Annotated in this window: 14 protein-coding genes; 3 read left to right on the plus strand and 11 right to left on the minus strand. The window is 64.9% G+C overall.

Features of this window, described 5'->3' with window-relative positions; translation table 11 throughout:
• Positions 1-7: 7 nt before the first annotated feature.
• The 11 genes from bamA to ACG3SL_RS07625 all read right to left on the minus strand — a co-directional run bounded on the left by bamA (position 8) and on the right by ACG3SL_RS07625 (position 11,954).
• Positions 8-2,842, minus strand: a complete 2,835-nt coding sequence (gene bamA / locus ACG3SL_RS07575; protein WP_448664530.1) for an outer membrane protein assembly factor BamA — start codon at positions 2,840-2,842, stop codon at positions 8-10.
• Positions 2,842-3,975 carry an RIP metalloprotease RseP gene (rseP, locus tag ACG3SL_RS07580; protein ID WP_448664531.1) on the minus strand — a complete coding sequence of 378 codons (1,134 nt, stop codon included), beginning with the start codon at positions 3,973-3,975 and terminating at the stop codon, positions 2,842-2,844. Before rseP ends, bamA begins: the two co-directional genes overlap by 1 nt.
• On the minus strand, positions 3,972-5,129 hold the full coding sequence (locus tag ACG3SL_RS07585; protein ID WP_448664532.1) for a 1-deoxy-D-xylulose-5-phosphate reductoisomerase: 1,158 nt from the start codon (positions 5,127-5,129) through the stop codon (positions 3,972-3,974). The genes rseP and ACG3SL_RS07585 overlap by 4 nt, the downstream gene beginning before the upstream one ends.
• The gene (locus tag ACG3SL_RS07590) at positions 5,126-5,890 is read right to left on the minus strand and encodes a phosphatidate cytidylyltransferase (protein ID WP_448664533.1); all 765 of its coding nucleotides are present in this window, start codon (positions 5,888-5,890) and stop codon (positions 5,126-5,128) included. The genes ACG3SL_RS07585 and ACG3SL_RS07590 overlap by 4 nt, the downstream gene beginning before the upstream one ends.
• Before the next feature lie 8 nt (positions 5,891-5,898).
• Positions 5,899-6,567, minus strand: a complete 669-nt coding sequence (gene uppS, locus ACG3SL_RS07595; protein WP_448665089.1) for a polyprenyl diphosphate synthase — start codon at positions 6,565-6,567, stop codon at positions 5,899-5,901.
• A gap of 71 nt (positions 6,568-6,638) precedes the next feature.
• Entirely contained in the window at positions 6,639-7,196 is a 558-nt protein-coding gene (frr, locus tag ACG3SL_RS07600; protein WP_448664534.1) for a ribosome recycling factor, read from the minus strand.
• A gap of 13 nt (positions 7,197-7,209) precedes the next feature.
• The gene (gene pyrH, locus ACG3SL_RS07605; RefSeq protein ID WP_448664535.1) at positions 7,210-7,941 is read right to left on the minus strand and encodes a UMP kinase; all 732 of its coding nucleotides are present in this window, start codon (positions 7,939-7,941) and stop codon (positions 7,210-7,212) included.
• Between the two features lie 116 nt (positions 7,942-8,057).
• On the minus strand, positions 8,058-8,990 hold the full coding sequence (gene tsf, locus ACG3SL_RS07610) for a translation elongation factor Ts (protein WP_448664536.1): 933 nt from the start codon (positions 8,988-8,990) through the stop codon (positions 8,058-8,060).
• A gap of 82 nt (positions 8,991-9,072) precedes the next feature.
• Positions 9,073-9,894, minus strand: a complete 822-nt coding sequence (gene rpsB / locus ACG3SL_RS07615; protein ID WP_448664537.1) for a 30S ribosomal protein S2 — start codon at positions 9,892-9,894, stop codon at positions 9,073-9,075.
• A gap of 428 nt (positions 9,895-10,322) precedes the next feature.
• The gene (pssA, locus tag ACG3SL_RS07620; RefSeq protein ID WP_448664538.1) at positions 10,323-11,147 is read right to left on the minus strand and encodes a CDP-diacylglycerol--serine O-phosphatidyltransferase; all 825 of its coding nucleotides are present in this window, start codon (positions 11,145-11,147) and stop codon (positions 10,323-10,325) included.
• Between the two features lie 78 nt (positions 11,148-11,225).
• Entirely contained in the window at positions 11,226-11,954 is a 729-nt protein-coding gene (locus tag ACG3SL_RS07625) for a phosphatidylserine decarboxylase (RefSeq protein WP_448664539.1), read from the minus strand.
• A gap of 175 nt (positions 11,955-12,129) precedes the next feature.
• Between ACG3SL_RS07625 and ACG3SL_RS07630 the strand changes: the two genes are divergently transcribed.
• From ACG3SL_RS07630 to ACG3SL_RS07640, 3 genes are all read left to right on the plus strand, one after another.
• Positions 12,130-12,747, plus strand: coding sequence for a class I SAM-dependent methyltransferase (locus ACG3SL_RS07630; RefSeq protein WP_448664540.1), 618 nt, complete (start codon positions 12,130-12,132; stop codon positions 12,745-12,747).
• Between the two features lie 88 nt (positions 12,748-12,835).
• Positions 12,836-14,056 carry an NADP-dependent isocitrate dehydrogenase gene (locus ACG3SL_RS07635; protein WP_448664541.1) on the plus strand — a complete coding sequence of 407 codons (1,221 nt, stop codon included), beginning with the start codon at positions 12,836-12,838 and terminating at the stop codon, positions 14,054-14,056.
• A 110-nt stretch (positions 14,057-14,166) separates the two neighbouring features.
• Positions 14,167-15,942 (plus strand): cation:proton antiporter domain-containing protein, encoded by a 1,776-nt coding sequence (locus tag ACG3SL_RS07640; RefSeq protein ID WP_448664542.1) that lies wholly within the window; start codon positions 14,167-14,169, stop codon positions 15,940-15,942.
• The last annotated feature ends 3 nt before the right edge of the window (positions 15,943-15,945 follow it).

Genomic DNA, 15,945 nt, shown 5'->3' on the forward strand with positions numbered 1-15,945 from the left:
GTAATCATCAGAACTGAGTCCCTACGTTGAAGGTGATAAGCTTTTTGTCATCGCCCTTGGCGCTGAGCAGCGCCTTGGCGACGTCGATACGCAACGGGCCGAACGGCGAATTCCAGTTCACGCCGAAACCGATGGAGATACGCGGACGCGCGGTATCGCCGAGGAACTGCTCGTAAAACGGCGACGTCGGAATGTTGTAGATCGCGTTGACCGACGTGCCGACGCACGGCGCGCTCGCCGATGCCGAATAGCCGACCTTACACGTGGTAACTGCGCCGCTATTGGTCGCGTCGCTCGCGCTTACCAGATAATATTGGTTGCCGGCAGCATCTTTCTGGAGATTGTCCTTCGGCAACAGCGTCGGGGAGCCGTCCGCGTTCGTCTTTAGGCTACCATCCGCATTCCGCGCCTGCTCGAACTCGATCGTCTTGCCGGGCTTCTTGATCCCGAACAGGCCACCCATCTGGATGAACACCGAAGGCCGCAGCCCCAGTTCGGCGGCGCCCGCGCCCAGCGGAATCTCCAGCTCGGCCTTGGTCAGGTAATAGGCCGTACCGCCCAGCGCGTCGTCGACGATCTGGTCCCTGTCGGTGTTGAGCAGCTGCGTCCCTGACGCGGCATCGCCCGTGTAATAGGTGCGCTGGACGCGCGGGCCTACGCCGCGAATGTCGAAACCACGGAACTGCGGCTCGCCGAGATAGAAGCGGTCGGTGATGCGTACCGGATCGACGCCTGCGCCAGCCTTTTCCAGGCTCTTGATATAGCCGGCCTCGCCGGTGACCGAGAAGATGAAGCCGCCGCCGACGCTCCAGTATTTGGCCGCGTCCGCCTTGGTGCGGATATAGCGCACGTCGCCGCCCAGGCCGGCAAAGTCCGCGCCCACGGTCATCCGCTGGCCGCGCGATGGCCGCAGGCGGCTGTTCAGGCTGTCATAGATCAGCGACGCGCCGAGCAGCGAAGTGATGCGATTGCCCACGGCCTCGCAATAATAGCGACCGGCCTTGAGCGGATCGCAGACGCCGTCGGTATAAAAGCTCGACTTGTCGAGCGTCACATCGTCCTGCTTCAACGTGTAGCGGCCCGACAGCGTCCAATATTCGGTCAGCGGCACGCCGGCGACCAGCTGGAAGCCGGTCGAGACCTGGCTGTAGGTCGTGCTGCGATCGGTGCCGATATAGTTGAAGGCGTTGTAATCCTGGCGGAAGATCGACCCGCCCAGCGCGATGTTGCTGTCGAACAGGTACGGCTCGGTAAAGCCGAGTTCGACGGACTTGTTGTACGTCGAATAGTCGACCGACGCCGACACTGTCTGCCCCATGCCACGGAAGTTGCGCTGGCGGATCGACGCCTGGATGATGAAGCGCTCAAGGCTGGAGAAACCGGCCGACAGCGTCAGTTCGCCGTTCGCGCGCTCTTCGACATTGGCGGCCAGCACGACGCGATCGGGCGCCGAGCCTTCCTTGCGCTCGATTTCGAACTTGTCCTGGAAATAGCCCAGCGAGTTGATGCGGTCCTGCGAACGCTTGACGAGGAAGGTGTTGAAGGCATCGCCCTCGGCCACGCGCATTTCGCGGCGAATCACCTTGTCCTGGGTCTGGCGGTTGCCGGTGATATCGATGCGCTCGACATAGGTGCGGTTCGATTCGCCGATGTGGAAGTTCATCGACATCGTCAGCGCGTCCTTGTCGCGCTGGAACTCGGGTCGCACGTCGGCAAAGGCATAGCCGAACGCGCCGGCGGTCTCGCTCAGCTGCTCGACAGTGTCTTCGACTGCCTTTGCGTTATACCACTGGCCTTCCTTGATCGCCAACGCAGCGGCAAGCCGCTTGTCGTCGAAATCGCGGATCGCGCTGTCGACGGTGACCGGGCCGAACTTGTAGCGCGGACCTTCTTCCACCACGTACGTGATGATGAAGTCCTTCTTGTCCGGGGTCAGCTCGGCCACTGCCGAAATGACGCGGAAATCGGCATAGCCTTCGGTCAGGTAGAACTGGCGCAGCTTCTGCTGGTCATAGGCCAGGCGATCCTGGTCGTACGACGTGTTCGAGCTGAGCAGGCTCTTGAGGCTGGCCACCTTGGTCGCCATCTCGCCGCGTAGCTTGCCGTCCGGGAACACCTCGTTGCCGATGATGTTGATCTGGCGGACCTTGGACTTCGCGCCTTCGTGGATTTCGAAGATCACGTCGACGCGGTTCTGGTCCAGGCTGACCATCTTGGGCTCGATCGACGCGGCGAAGCGGCCCTGGCGGCGATACAGCTCGATGATCCGCGCCACGTCGGCGCGCACTGCCGTGCGGGTGAAGATCTGGCGCGGCGCCAGCTTCACTTCCTTCTGGATCTTGTCGTTCTTGAGGCGCTTGTTGCCCTCGAACACGACGCGGTTGATGACCGGGTTTTCACGGATGCGGATCACCAGATCACCGGTCTCGACACCCTCGATCGCCACGTCGGCGAGCAGATCGGACGCCAGCAGATCCTTGATCGCCTGGTCCACCGTCTCGTTGGTATAGGGCTCGCCCGTACGCAGTCGGGTGTACGACAGTACCGTCTCGGGCTCGATGCGCTGCGATCCCTGTACCCGCAGCGAACGCACGGTGCGCACCTGCTGGGTCGGGAGCAGCGGACCGGGGACCGCAGCCGGCTGTGCCGCGGGCTTGGCCTGGGGAGGAGTGGCGGGCGCGGTCTGCGCGACCGCCGTTCCCGAGAGCACCGTGCCCGCGAGAAGAGTCGCCGTGGCGCGTGCGCCGAAATTACGTACCTTGATCTTCACATCCCACCCCAAATCAGGATTTCGAGAATGCCGCTGCCCATGCGACGCCGAACCGCCCTGCCTTAACCGCATCAGCCGATCAAGCCGGCCAGATTTCTCCACACGCCAAATGCGCCGAGATCATTGAATGTTACCAGCAGCATCAACGCCAATATTGCGATCAGCCCGCCGCGAAACGCCCATTCCATCACCTGTGGCTCCACCGGGCGGCGGCGCACGGCTTCGACTGCATAGAGCAGCAGATGCCCGCCATCCAGCACCGGGACTGGCAACAGGTTAATGAATCCGAGATTAATGGAGATGAGCGCGATCAGAAACACGAACTCGGTCAGCCCCATCGCCATGCGCTCGCCCGAGACCTGCGCGATCCGCAACGGCCCGCCAAGCTCGGACATCGAGCGGCGTCCCGTGATGATCTGGCCCAGCCCGTCGATCGTGCTCTGGACGATGCTGGCGGTCTGGCGAATGCCGACCAGCGGCGCGCGCCACGGCGCGACGCGCACCTGCACCGCGTCCGCCGGGCCGATACCGAGGCGACCGATCCGGAACGTGTTGCCGAACCGGTCCTGCTCCTTGCGCTCGCCGATGGTGGCGTTCGCCTCGAAAGGCTTGCCGTCGCGTTCGTACGTGATGCGCACCGGCTCGTTGGGGCGCAGCTGCGTGTATTGCAGCATGTCGCCATAGGTTTCCATCGCCCTGCCGCCCAGCGACGTGACCCGGTCGCCCGCACGCAGGCCCGCAGCCTCGGCCGGGCTGCCGGCGAGCACGCTGCCCACCACTGCGGGCGTGCGGTTCTCGCCATAAATCAGCGCAAATGCCGACAGGATAAGGATCGCGATAGCGAAATTGGTGACCGGCCCCGCCGCGACGATGATCGCGCGCTGCCACAGCGGCTTCGCCTGGAACGTCTGCGCACGCAGATGCGCGGGCATCGACAGCCACTCGGGCGAGGGCTGGCTTGCGGGGTTCATGTCGCCAGCAAAGCGCACATAGCCGCCCAGCGGCAGCCACCCGAATTTCCAGCGCGTGCCACGGCGATCGGTAAAGCCCGCGACTTCGCGGCCAAATCCGATCGAAAACTCCTCAGCCTTCACCCCGAACCAGCGCCCGGCGAGATAATGGCCAAGCTCATGCAGGAAAACGAGCGGCCCGATCACCAGCGCGAACGCCAGGACGGTGAGCAGGATGCCGGGGGTTTCGATCAAACGACGCAGTCCTTCACACGCTCAACCGCGCGAACCCGGGCTTCCGCATCGATTGCCAGCACGGCATCGAGCGAGTTCGGGGCAGCCGGGTCATAGCGGCTCAGCGTATCGGCAACGATTGCGGCAATTTCAAGAAACCCGATGCGTCCGGCGAGGAATGCCTCGACCGCGACTTCGTTTGCCGCGTTCAGGATCGCGGGGCGCGCCCCGCCCGCCGCCAGCGCCTGCCGCGCCAGCGCCAGCGCCGGGAAGCGCACCATGTCGGGTGCCTCGAAATCCAGGCGCGCGATCCGCGCCAGGTCCAGCGCCTCGCACGGCGTCTCCATCCGCTCTGGCCAGGCCAGCGCGAATGCGATCGGCGTGCGCATGTCGGGGGTGCCCAGCTGGGCCAGCACCGAACCGTCGACATATTCGACCATCGAATGCACCACCGACTGGGCATGGACGATCACGTCGAGCTGCGCCGGCTCGACCGGGAATAGGTGATAGGCCTCGATCAGTTCGAGCCCCTTGTTCATCATCGTCGCCGAATCGACCGAGATCTTGGCACCCATCGACCAGTTGGGATGTGCCACCGCCTGCTGCGGCGTGATCGCGCGCATTTCCTCCAGCGATTTCTGGCGGAAGGGGCCACCGCTTGCGGTCAGGATGATGCGGCGCACGCCACGCGGCGCGGTGCGGTCCAGGCACTGGAAGACCGCATTATGTTCCGAATCGACCGGCAGCAGCGTAACGCCATGAGCGCCTGCCGCCGCCATCATCACGTCGCCCGCCGAAACCAGCGACTCCTTGTTGGCGAGCGCCACGGTTCCGCCGGATTCGAGCGCGGCCATCACTGGTTTCAGTCCGGCAGTGCCGACGATCGCGGCCATCGTCCAGTCGGCGCCCATCCGCGCCGCCTCGCACACGGCATCGGCCCCTGCCCGCGCGTCGATCCCGGTGCCCGCCAGCGCCTCGCGAAGCGCGCCGAGGCAGGTCGCATCGGCGACCACCGCGCATTTCGCGCGGGTTCGGATCGCCGCCGCGGCCAGCTTCGCCACGTCGCGGTGCGCCGTCAGCGCGACGACCTCGAACGCATCGGGCGAGCGCTCCACCAGGTCGAGCGTCGAACTGCCCACCGAACCGGTGGCGCCCAGGATCGTGATGCGCTTCATCGCCCGAACGCCAGCACCAGCAGCGCAGCAACCGGCGCCACCGCAACCAGCCCGTCGAGCCGATCCATCAGCCCGCCATGTCCCGGCAACAGTTTGCCCGAATCCTTGACGCCCGCCAGGCGCTTCAAATGGCTCTCATACAAGTCGCCGACCTGCGACAGCACCGCCAGCAGCGGCGTGGTCAGCGCGAGCGCCACCGGCAAATCGAACAAGGACACCAGCGCCGCCGCAAAGAGCGCCGAGGCGAGCAGTCCGCCGATCAGCCCGGCCCAGGTCTTGTTGGGGCTGATCGCGGGCGCCAGCTTGGGGCCGCCGATCGCGCGTCCCGCGAAATAGGCGCCCGTATCGGATGCCCAGACCAGCGCCATCGCCCACAAGGTCAGCAACATGCCCTGCGGCTGCGCGCGCAGCAGCATCAGCGACAGCACCGGCACGCCGACATAGAAGATACCCGCAGCCAGCTTCGCGTTGCGCGTTACCGCGGCGACGAAGAAAAACGCGCCAACCACGAACCCGAGCGCCAGGAATCCCGGACCTGCCGCGATCGTCGGCGCCATGATCGCCAGCGGCACCGACAGCGCATATTGCGCCAGTCTTTTGTCCCGTTCCGATGCTCCGCGCAGTTCCGCCCATTCGGACAGCATGAGCAGCCCCATCAGGACCAGCACCAGCCAGAACACCACCCCGCCGAACCACAAGGCGGCAAACGCCACGACGATGAGCACTATCGCCACCGCCACGCGGGGGGCCAGATCGGACATGGATTTGCTCACAGCCCGCCGAAACGACGCTGGCGGCGACCGAATTGTTCGAGCGCGGCGGCCAGCGTCTTCTCGTTGAAGTCGGGCCACAACGTGTCGACGAACAACAATTCGGCATAGGCAGCCTGCCACAGCAGGAAATTGGAAAGCCGCTGTTCGCCGGAGGTGCGGATCAGCAGGTCCAGCGGCGGCAGGTCCGCCGTCTCCAGTGCCGCCTCGAACCGCGCCTCGTCGATATGCGCCGGGTCCAGCGCGCCATCGCGCGCCTGCTCGGCAAGCCGGCGCGCGGCGGCGAGGATCTCCGCCTGCGCGCCATAGTTCAGCGCGATCACCAGCGTAGGGCCGGGATTGCCGACGGTACGCTGCACCGCGGCGTCGATCATCGCCACCAGATCGGGCGACAAATGCCGCCATTCACCGATCACGCGCAGCTTGACGCCCTCGGACACCAGCTCGTCCAGTTCGCTTGCCAGAAAGTGGCGCAGCAACCCCATCAGGTCGCTGACTTCAGTTTCCGGCCTGCGCCAGTTCTCGGACGAAAAGGCGTAGAGCGTCAGAACCTCGATCCCGAGCTTGCGCGCGGCACGGCTCACCCGCCGCACCGCTTCCACGCCCTGGCGATGCCCGGCGATGCGCGGCAGAAAGCGCGCCTTCGCCCAGCGGCCGTTGCCGTCCATGATGATGGCGACATGCCGTGGCGTGGGCGCCTGCGTCCCGCCGGGCACGCCCTGGGGCGCGGCGAGCGAGCTCACTTGCCCAGGATTTCCTTTTCCTTGGCGGTGGCTGCGGCGTCCAGTTCGGCGATGGTCGCGTCGGTCAGCTTCTGCACCTCGGTCTCGTGGCGCTTGCGCTCGTCCTCGGACATCACGCCCTTCTTTTCGTCCGCCTTCAGGCTGTCATTGCCGTCACGGCGCACGTTGCGCACCGCGATGCGGGCCTTTTCCGCATACTGCCCCGCCAGCTTGGCGAGTTCCTTGCGGCGTTCTTCGGTGAGATCGGGAATCGGCAGGCGCAGCGTCTGGCCGTCCACGATCGGGTTCAGGCCAAGCCCGGCCGAGCGGATCGCCTTTTCGGCGGGCCCGACATTGCTCTTGTCCCACACCTGGACCGACAGCATGCGCGGCTCGGGCGCCGACACCGTCGCCACCTGGTTGAGCGGCATCTGTGCGCCATAGACTTCGACGTTCACGGGATCGAGCAGCGTGATGCTGGCGCGTCCGGTGCGAAGTCCCTGAAGGTCATGCTTCAGTGCCTCGACGGCGCCGGCCATGCGGCGTTCGAGATCAGCCTTGTCGTAAGCGGCCATTGCGGCTCTCCTGTTATGCGGATGCGGTTTCGTTCTGTACGATCGTGGACGTGCCGTGGCCGTCCAATACCGCCGTCAAATTGCCTTCGTCGCGGATGTTGAATACCACGATCGGAATGTTGTTGTCGCGGCACAGCGCGACCGCCGACGCATCCATCACCTTCAGATTGTCGGCAAGGACGCGATTATAGCCTAGCGTCTCGTAGCGGGTCGCGCCGGGCACCTTCTTCGGATCGGCATCGTAGACGCCGTCGACGCTGGTCCCCTTGAACAGCGCGTCGCAGTTCATCTCGGCAGCGCGCAGCGCTGCGGTGGTGTCGGTGGTGAAGAACGGCAGGCCGGTGCCCGCGGCGAAGATCACCACGCGGCCCTTTTCCATGTGCCGCTCGGCCTTGCGCCGGATATAGGGTTCGCACACCGACGCCATCGGGATCGCCGACTGGACGCGCGTGTCCACGTCCAGCTTTTCGAGCGCGTTCTGCATCGCGAGTGCGTTCATCACCGTCGCCAGCATGCCCATATAGTCGGCGCTGGCCCGGTCGAACCCCTGCGCCGCGCCGGCCAGCCCGCGGAAGATATTGCCGCCGCCGACGACCATGCAGATTTCGTGACCGGCTTCCTTGGCCGCCTTAACTTCACCGGCGACGCGGTCGCAGGTCGCGGGGTCGATGCCGAACTGGCCCTGCCCCATAAGGACCTCGCCCGAGAGTTTGAGAAGAATGCGGTTGAAGCGGGGAGCGGTCATCGGGGCCAATCATAACGGCGTACAGAGAAGCGGCGCGGACCTTAGAGGTGCCGCGCCGCGGTAACAAGCAGAGATGCCGGGGCAGCCCAGCGGCTGCCGAATGCCCCGGCGCGCTCTTACTGGCTCAGGCCAGCGGTGGCGGCGACTTCGGCGGCGAAGTCGCTCTCTTCCTTTTCGATGCCCTCACCCAGCTGGAAACGGACATAGTCGGTCAGCGTGATCGAGACGCCGGCATCCTTCGCAGCCTTCGCGACGACGTCTGCGACCGGGGTCTTGCCGTCCATCACGAACGCCTGACTGAGCAGCGCGTTCTCTTTCTTGAACTTCTCGATCGGCCCGTTGAGGATCTTGTCGGCGACCTCGGCGGACTTGCCGACGATCTTGTCGGCATTCTTCTCGCGCAGGATCGCGGCTTCACGCTCGACGACTTCGGGATCGAGAGCGTCGACCGACAGCGCCAGCGGGAAGGCGGCGGCGATGTGCATCGCCAGCTGCTTGCCCAGCGGCTCGAGCACGTCGGCGCCCGCTTCGCTCTCCAGCGCGACGAGCACGCCGATCTTGCCCAGGCCCTGGGCTGCCGCGTTGTGGACGTACGGGATCACCGCGCCCTGCGACACCTTGACGAGCTTGGCGCGGCGCAGAACCTGGTTCTCACCGATCGTCGCGATGTTCGCGGTCAGCACTTCCTCGACGGTGCCGTTCGGCAGCGGGGCAGCCTTCAGCACTTCGATATCGTCGCCGAGCTCGAGCGCCATCGCGGTGACGTCGCGCACGAAGTTCTGGAAGATGTCGTTCTTGGCGACGAAATCGGTCTGCGAGTTGACTTCGACCGCAACACCCTTGGTGCCATCGACCTGCACGCCGACCAGGCCCTCGGCCGCAGTGCGGCTGGACTTCTTGGCAGCGGTCGCGAGACCCTTGGTGCGCAGCCAATCGATCGCGGCATCCATGTCGCCGGCGGTTTCGTTCAGCGCCTTCTTGCAATCCATCATGCCGGCGCCGCTCTTTTCGCGGAGTTCCTTCACGGTCGCTGCAGTGATCTCGGCCATCTTCAAATTCCTCAGCTAAAAGTCGGGCGGAGCAGTGCCTATGCCCTGCCCCGCCCCGATTACGGTTCGATGACGGGCCCGATCAGGCGTCGATCTGGCGCTCGCCCTCGACGGCAGTTTCCGGCTCGGTCGAAGCGGCAGGCGCTTCCGGCTCGCTCAGGACGGGCTCGATCGGAGCCTCTTCCATCGCGCCGATGTCGTGGCCGTAATGTGCCTGGCGCTCCTGGCCACCGCGAGTCGCGGCGATCGCCACGGCTTCGCAGTACAGGCGGATCGCGCGGCTCGCGTCGTCGTTCGCGGGAACCGGGAACGCGATGCCATCGGGCGAGACGTTCGAATCGAGGATCGCCACGACGGGGATGCCGAGCGTGTTGGCTTCCTTGATCGCCAGCTCTTCCTTGTTCGCGTCGATCACGAACATGATGTCGGGAACGCCGCCCATGTCGCGGATGCCGCCCAGGCTCAGCTCGAGCTTGTCGCGCTCACGGGTGAGCTGCAGCACTTCCTTCTTGGTCAGGCCGTGCGTGTCGCCCGACAGCTGCTCTTCGAGCGTCTTGAGGCGCTTGATCGACTGGCTGATGGTCTTCCAGTTGGTGAGCATGCCGCCCAGCCAGCGATGGTTGACGAAGTGCTGACCCGAACGACGCGCGGCCTCAGCGATCGGCTCCTGCGCCTGGCGCTTGGTGCCGACGAACAGGACCTTGCCGCCCGAAGCGACGGTCGAGCTGACGAATTCGAGAGCGCGCGCGAACAGCGGAACGGTCTGCGAAAGGTCGATGATGTGAACGCCGTTGCGATCGCCGAAGAGGTAAGGCTTCATCTTCGGGTTCCAGCGGTGCGTCTGGTGGCCGAAGTGCGCGCCCGATTCGAGCAGATGCTGCATGGTGACGACAGGTGCCGCCATAGGGATATATCCTTCCGGTTAAGCCTCTGGGAAGCGTGCACCGAAGCCATGCTTCGGCACCGGGTTATGGTGCTTCCCATGCGGGGTTGAGGCGGCGCGCTTAACCGATAGCGATGGGTTTGGCAAGTCAAGAACAATCGAGGAGCATCGCTTGACAGTGGAACGTTAAGAGAACATAAACGGCTCAGAAGGCGGACAAGGAACGTCTGGCGGCCGCAGATAGTTGGAATCATTGGATTCCTGCCGATTTGTGGCGCGTTTGGGGAGCCGAGTGATGACTGGATTCTGGGTTGCGATGCTGTTTGGCGGCACCTTTGTTCTGGCGGCGTGGACGCTGGTTGAAAGCATCCGGCCCCAGGCCCATCGCTTTGTCGCGTTGTTCCGCCCGATGCCTGCGCAAATGGCGCCGGCGCCCCGTTTGCGGAGGATTACGGCGCGGTCGGTTCCGGCTCGGATGCCGGCGCGACCGGGGTTGCGCGCTGCTGCTTGACGCGGCGATAGCTGCGCACGCTGAACGGGATCGACAAGAAATACAGCATCGCCAGAAGCGCGAGTGTGGGCCAGGGCGCGGATACCAGCGCGGCGACCAGCACCACCAGCACGGCGACCGCTTCGAATCGCACATTCTGCCGCAGGCGGATCTTGGGGCCGAACGTGGCGATGCTCGAGATCATCAGGATCGCGATCACGACGCTCCACCCGGCAACGATCCCCGGCGAACGCAGCAGCGGCAGGTCGGTCCACAGCCACAGATAAAGCGGCGCGAGCGCAAGCCCCGCACCTGCCGGTGCCGGAACCCCGGTCAGGAACCCCGCCGATTTATGCGGCTGATGCTCCTGGTCGATCGCCGCGTTGAACCGGGCGAGGCGCAGCGCGCAGAATACGGCGTGCAGCAACGCCACCAGCCATCCGAAGCGCCCGAGTTCCTGCAGCGACCATAGATACAGAATAAGTGCCGGCGCCACGCCGAACGAAATCGCGTCAGACAGGCTGTCCAGTTCCGCACCAAACCGGCTCTCGGCGCGAATCAGTCGTGCAATATGCCCGTCGACACCGTCCAGCACCGCAGCGGCGAGCACCATGAGCACTGCCGCTTCCCAATTGCCCAGAATCGCGAATCGAATCGCTGTAAGGCCCGAACACAGCGCAAGCGCCGTGACGGTATTGGGAATAACCGCGCGCAAAGGGATGCCGCGGTCACCCACGGGGGCAGGCCGCTGGCGGCGCAGCGGCCGAAGGCGCGGTTCACGCATCGCAGTGCGCCCCGAAAACCGCGCCAGGTTCCCGCAGACCGAAATCCGGAGGCGTGCCCATCTGCGACAGGTGGCACGTCACTGCGCGATACCGGTGACCGTCAAAGCGCCGCGTTTCCCGAGAACCGTCTCGCCCGCGACTGCGCGCTGACCCAGCGCGACGGTGCAGCCATAGCCTTCGGGCAGGAACACATCGACTCGGCTGCCGAATCGGATCAGGCCGATGCGCTGCCCTGCCACGACCATGTCGCCGGGCTTGACGAAGCTCACGATGCGACGCGCGACGAGCCCGGCGATCTGGGTAAAGCCGACGCGCAGCCCGTTCCGGTCCTCGACCAGAATGTGCTGGCGCTCATTCTCTTCGCTCGCCTTGTCGAAATCGGCGTTCATGAACTTGCCGGAGATATAGATGACGTTGCGGATCGTACCCGTGATCGGGGTGCGATTGATGTGCACATCGAAGACGCTCATGAACACCGAAACGCGGACCAGCGGTTCGGAGCCCATAGCGTTGGGGCCCGCAAGTTCGGGCGGCACCGGTACGCGTTCGATCATCGTCACCAGCCCATCGGCGGGCGATACGATCAGCCCCTCTTCCTGGGGTGTGGAGCGTACAGGGTCGCGGAAAAATGCCGCCACACCCAGTGTCAGGAATACCAACGGCCAGGTGATGAAATCCCACACGAACAGGCTTGCCAGCGCGACGGCGCCGGCGATCAGTGCGTATTTCCGCCCTTCAGGGTGGATTTCGGGAAAGCGCCATTTCACCGTCGAGGTGCCGAGCGGGGGCTTGTCGAGCGATGCCATGCGCCATCGTGTAGCCGCAACGACCGCGCTTTCCTAGTCGGCTTTCGCATGCGGAACGCACCGCGCCGGCATCGCCGCGGGTCCACCTTTGGTCGCACGACGCAACTGTTACCCTTGATTGTTCGTTTGTTTTTGCGCAGGCCGTTCTCCGAAACGTCATATTCCAGGGAAACTCATGTCCGCATCGACCGCCGCAACGAAGCGCCGCATCCGCAGCCGTGCCGCCGGAACGCCGTCGCCCTTCGGCCTGTTCCTGAAGGGATTCGTCAAGAATCCGGTGATGGTAGGCGCCATCGTCTCGTCGTCGCAGCGCACTGTCCGCAAGGTGCTGAGCCGCGTCGATTGGGACAATTGCAAGCTGTTCATGGAATACGGCCCCGGAGTCGGCACCTTCACGCGCCCCATCCTCGATCGCCTCGCGCCGGATGCCAAACTGGTGGTGATCGACACCAATCCGGATTTCATCCGCTATCTGAAGCAGACGATCGACGACCCCCGTTTCTCGGCGGTGCTCGGATCGGCGGCGGACGTGAAGCAGATCGTCAACGATCACGGCTTCGAACACGCCGACTATATCGCCTCCGGCCTGCCCTTCTCCACCCTGCCCCCCGGCGTTGGCGACGCGATCGCGCGGGAGACGCAGGCCATCCTGCGGCCGGGCGGTGCGTTTCTCGTCTATCAGTACAATCCCAGCGTGAAGAACTTCCTCACCCCGCATTTCGAGCGGATCGACCATTCGATGGAGTGGTGGAACGTGCCGCCGGCCCAGATCTGGTGGGCGTGGAAGGACTGAGCTTTACCGCACAGCCGCGGGGAGGCGCTTGATCCCCTCCCCGCACTCTCCTAGACGCTCGCCAAACCACAGTTAGGAAAGCGAGCACATGGCGAAGATCAAGGTTGCAACGCCCGTCGTCGAGATCGACGGCGACGAAATGACGCGGATTATCTGGCAATGGATCCGCGAGCGCCTGATCCTCCCCTATCTCGACGTCGATCTTAAATATTACGACTTGTCGATCGAGAACCGCGACGCGACCGACGACCAGGTCACGATCGATTCGGCCAAGGCGATCCAGCAATATGGCGTCGGCGTGAAGTGCGCGACGATCACCCCGGATGAGGCGCGCGTCGAGGAGTTCGGCCTCAAGCAGATGTGGAAGTCGCCAAACGGCACGATTCGCAACATCCTGGGCGGCGTCGTCTTCCGCGAGCCGATCGTGATCCGCAACGTGCCCCGCCTGGTGCCGGGCTGGACCGACCCCATCGTCGTCGGCCGTCACGCCTTTGGCGACCAGTATCGCGCCACCGATTTCCGCGTTCCCGGTCCGGGCAAGCTGCGGATGATCTGGGAAGGCACCAATGGCGAGCGCATCGAGAAGGAAGTGTTCGACTATCCTTCGTCGGGCGTCGCGATGGGCATGTACAACCTCGACGATTCGATCCGCGATTTCGCACGTGCGAGCATGAACTATGCCGCCAATCGCGGCTGGCCGCTGTACCTGTCTACCAAGAACACGATTCTCAAGGCGTATGACGGTCGCTTCAAGGACCTGTTCCAGGAAGTGTTCGACGCCGAATTCGCCGAGGACTTCAAGGCCAAGGGCATCGTCTACGAGCATCGCCTGATCGACGACATGGTCGCGTCGGCGCTCAAGTGGAGCGGCAAGTTCGTCTGGGCCTGCAAGAACTATGACGGCGACGTCCAGTCGGACACCGTCGCCCAGGGCTTCGGTTCGCTCGGCCTGATGACGTCGGTTCTGCTCTCGCCGGACGGCAAGACCGTCGAGGCCGAAGCGGCGCACGGCACCGTCACGCGCCACTACCGCATGCACCAGCAGGGCAAAGCGACGTCGACCAATCCGATCGCGTCGATCTTCGCCTGGACCCAGGGCCTCGCGTTCCGTGGCAAGTTCGACAACACGCCCGACGTGACGAAGTTCGCCGAGACGCTCGAACGCGTCTGCATCGAGACCGTCGAAAAGGGCCAGATGACCAAGGATCTCGCGATCCTGATCGGGCCGGACCAGCCTTGGATGACGACCGAACAGTTCTTCGAGGCGATTCGCGTCAACCTCGAAGCCGAGATGGCCAACTGGGCCTGATCGACCAGGACACCCCCGGCCCAGTGCCGGGGGTGTTTTTTTGTCGTTACACGCGCGTCACTACGTAACAACCCGCTGACAACGCTGCTGACATCGCGTTAGATGTCGCAATGCTCACCCTCTCGAACAGTGGCTTCAGCGACGCCCTCGTGATTCTCGGCGCCGCGGGTTTCGTCATTCCCGCGTTCGCGCGGTTTCGGATCAGCCCGGTCATCGGGTTCATTCTGGTCGGCATCCTGGTCGGCCCCTCGGGACTGGGCACGCTCGTCGCGCAGCACCCCTGGCTCTATTATTTCACCATTTCGGACAGCCATTCGATCGAACCCTTTGCGGAGTTCGGCATCATCCTGTTGCTGTTCTCAATCGGCCTCGAACTGTCGTTCAAGCGCCTTTGGGCGATGCGAACGGCGGTGTTCGGTATCGGCGCGGCGGAACTGCTCGGATCGGGGCTGGTCTTGGGCGGGCTGCTCTACGTCACCGGGCTGAGCGCAGGCGGCGCGATCGGGCTGGGGCTCGCGCTGGCGCTTTCATCGACCGCACTGGTGGTGCCGATTGCGGGTACGACGAGCGCAGTGGGGCGCGCGGCGTTTGCGATGCTGCTGTTCGAGGATCTGGCGCTGGTGCCGATCATCTTCACGCTCGGCGCGCTGGCCCCCAACGCCAGCGCCGATGGCTGGATCGCGCTGGTTCGCACGCTGGGCTATGGCGCGATGACCGTCGGCATCCTCTTCGTCGGCGGGCGTTTCATCCTGCCCCGCATGTTCGGCCAGGCCGCACGCACCAAGAGCCCGGAGCTGTTCCTTGCCGCCAGCCTGCTGGTGGTCATCGCTGCCAGCCTCGCGACCAGCGCCGCCGGGCTGTCCCCCATCGTCGGCGCCCTGATCGCCGGGCTGCTGATCGCGGAGACCGAATATCACGGCGAGGTCGAGGCGATTACGGCGCCGTTCAAGGGACTGGCGCTCGGCGTGTTCCTCATCACCGTGGGCATGCGGCTCGACTTGGCGTTCGTGCTGGCGAACTGGGCGGACCTGCTCGGCGCGGCGGTGATGGTGGTGGTGGTCAAGTCGCTGATGACCACGGCGCTGCTGCGCCTGTCGGGCGCGCGCACCGGCACAGCGGCGGAAACCGGCGTGCTGATGGCCAGCCCTTCCGAGACGACGCTGATCGTCCTTGGCGTGGCCGGCGCGGCGGGGCTCATCGTCCCCGCCACCGCCGCCTTCTGGACCACGGTGACGGCGATCGGCCTCACCGCCACGCCGCTGCTCGCCAAGGCCGGGCGCGTCATCGCCGCGATGCTGGAAGGGCGTGAGCCGCGCGACGATCACACCAGCGCCATTGCGGATGCGGGACCGGGCGCGGTCGTGATCGGCTTCGGCCGGGTGGGCCGCACGGTGGCGGACATGCTGCGGCGGCATAACATGCCCTATATCGGCGTCGATGCCGACATCGATAACGTCAACGCGGCGCGCCGCGATGGCTATAAAGTGCTGTTCGGCGACGTGACCCGTACCGAACTGGTCGACCAGCTCAAGCTCGGCCATGCCAAGGCACTGGTGCTGACGATGGACGATCCGGTGCTGACCGTGCGCCTGGCCAAGCGTGTCCGCAGCTGGGTGCCGCATTTGCCCATCATCGCCCGCGCGCGCGACGCCACCCATGCCGCCGAACTGTACCGCGCCGGGGTTAGCGACGCGGTGCCCGAGACGCTGGAAAGCTCGCTCCAGCTGTCCGAAGCCGTGCTGGTCGACATGGGGATAGCGGTCGGTCCGGTCATCGCGTCGATCCACGAAAAGCGCGACGAGATGCGCCGGGCGATCAAGGAAGCCGGCGGCATCGATCGCGAGCCGCGTATCCGCACGCTGCGCGCGAGCGATGTGCCGGGCTGAGGT

The sequence above is a fragment of the Sphingomonas degradans genome, assembly GCF_053502645.1.

Coding starts and splice junctions, on each gene's coding strand:
- bamA (WP_448664530.1), bottom strand. CDS start 2,842: ATGCGGTTAAGGCAGGGCGGTTCGGCGTCGCATGGGCAGCGGCATTCT.
- pssA (WP_448664538.1), bottom strand. CDS start 11,147: ATGCGTGAACCGCGCCTTCGGCCGCTGCGCCGCCAGCGGCCTGCCCCC.
- uppS (WP_448665089.1), bottom strand. CDS start 6,567: ATGGACGGCAACGGCCGCTGGGCGAAGGCGCGCTTTCTGCCGCGCATC.
- ACG3SL_RS07640 (WP_448664542.1), top strand. CDS start 14,167: ATGCTCACCCTCTCGAACAGTGGCTTCAGCGACGCCCTCGTGATTCTC.
- ACG3SL_RS07625 (WP_448664539.1), bottom strand. CDS start 11,954: ATGGCATCGCTCGACAAGCCCCCGCTCGGCACCTCGACGGTGAAATGG.
- frr (WP_448664534.1), bottom strand. CDS start 7,196: ATGGCCGCTTACGACAAGGCTGATCTCGAACGCCGCATGGCCGGCGCC.
- pyrH (WP_448664535.1), bottom strand. CDS start 7,941: ATGACCGCTCCCCGCTTCAACCGCATTCTTCTCAAACTCTCGGGCGAG.
- ACG3SL_RS07635 (WP_448664541.1), top strand. CDS start 12,836: ATGGCGAAGATCAAGGTTGCAACGCCCGTCGTCGAGATCGACGGCGAC.
- rpsB (WP_448664537.1), bottom strand. CDS start 9,894: ATGGCGGCACCTGTCGTCACCATGCAGCATCTGCTCGAATCGGGCGCG.
- tsf (WP_448664536.1), bottom strand. CDS start 8,990: ATGGCCGAGATCACTGCAGCGACCGTGAAGGAACTCCGCGAAAAGAGC.
- ACG3SL_RS07590 (WP_448664533.1), bottom strand. CDS start 5,890: ATGTCCGATCTGGCCCCCCGCGTGGCGGTGGCGATAGTGCTCATCGTC.
- ACG3SL_RS07585 (WP_448664532.1), bottom strand. CDS start 5,129: ATGAAGCGCATCACGATCCTGGGCGCCACCGGTTCGGTGGGCAGTTCG.
- ACG3SL_RS07630 (WP_448664540.1), top strand. CDS start 12,130: ATGTCCGCATCGACCGCCGCAACGAAGCGCCGCATCCGCAGCCGTGCC.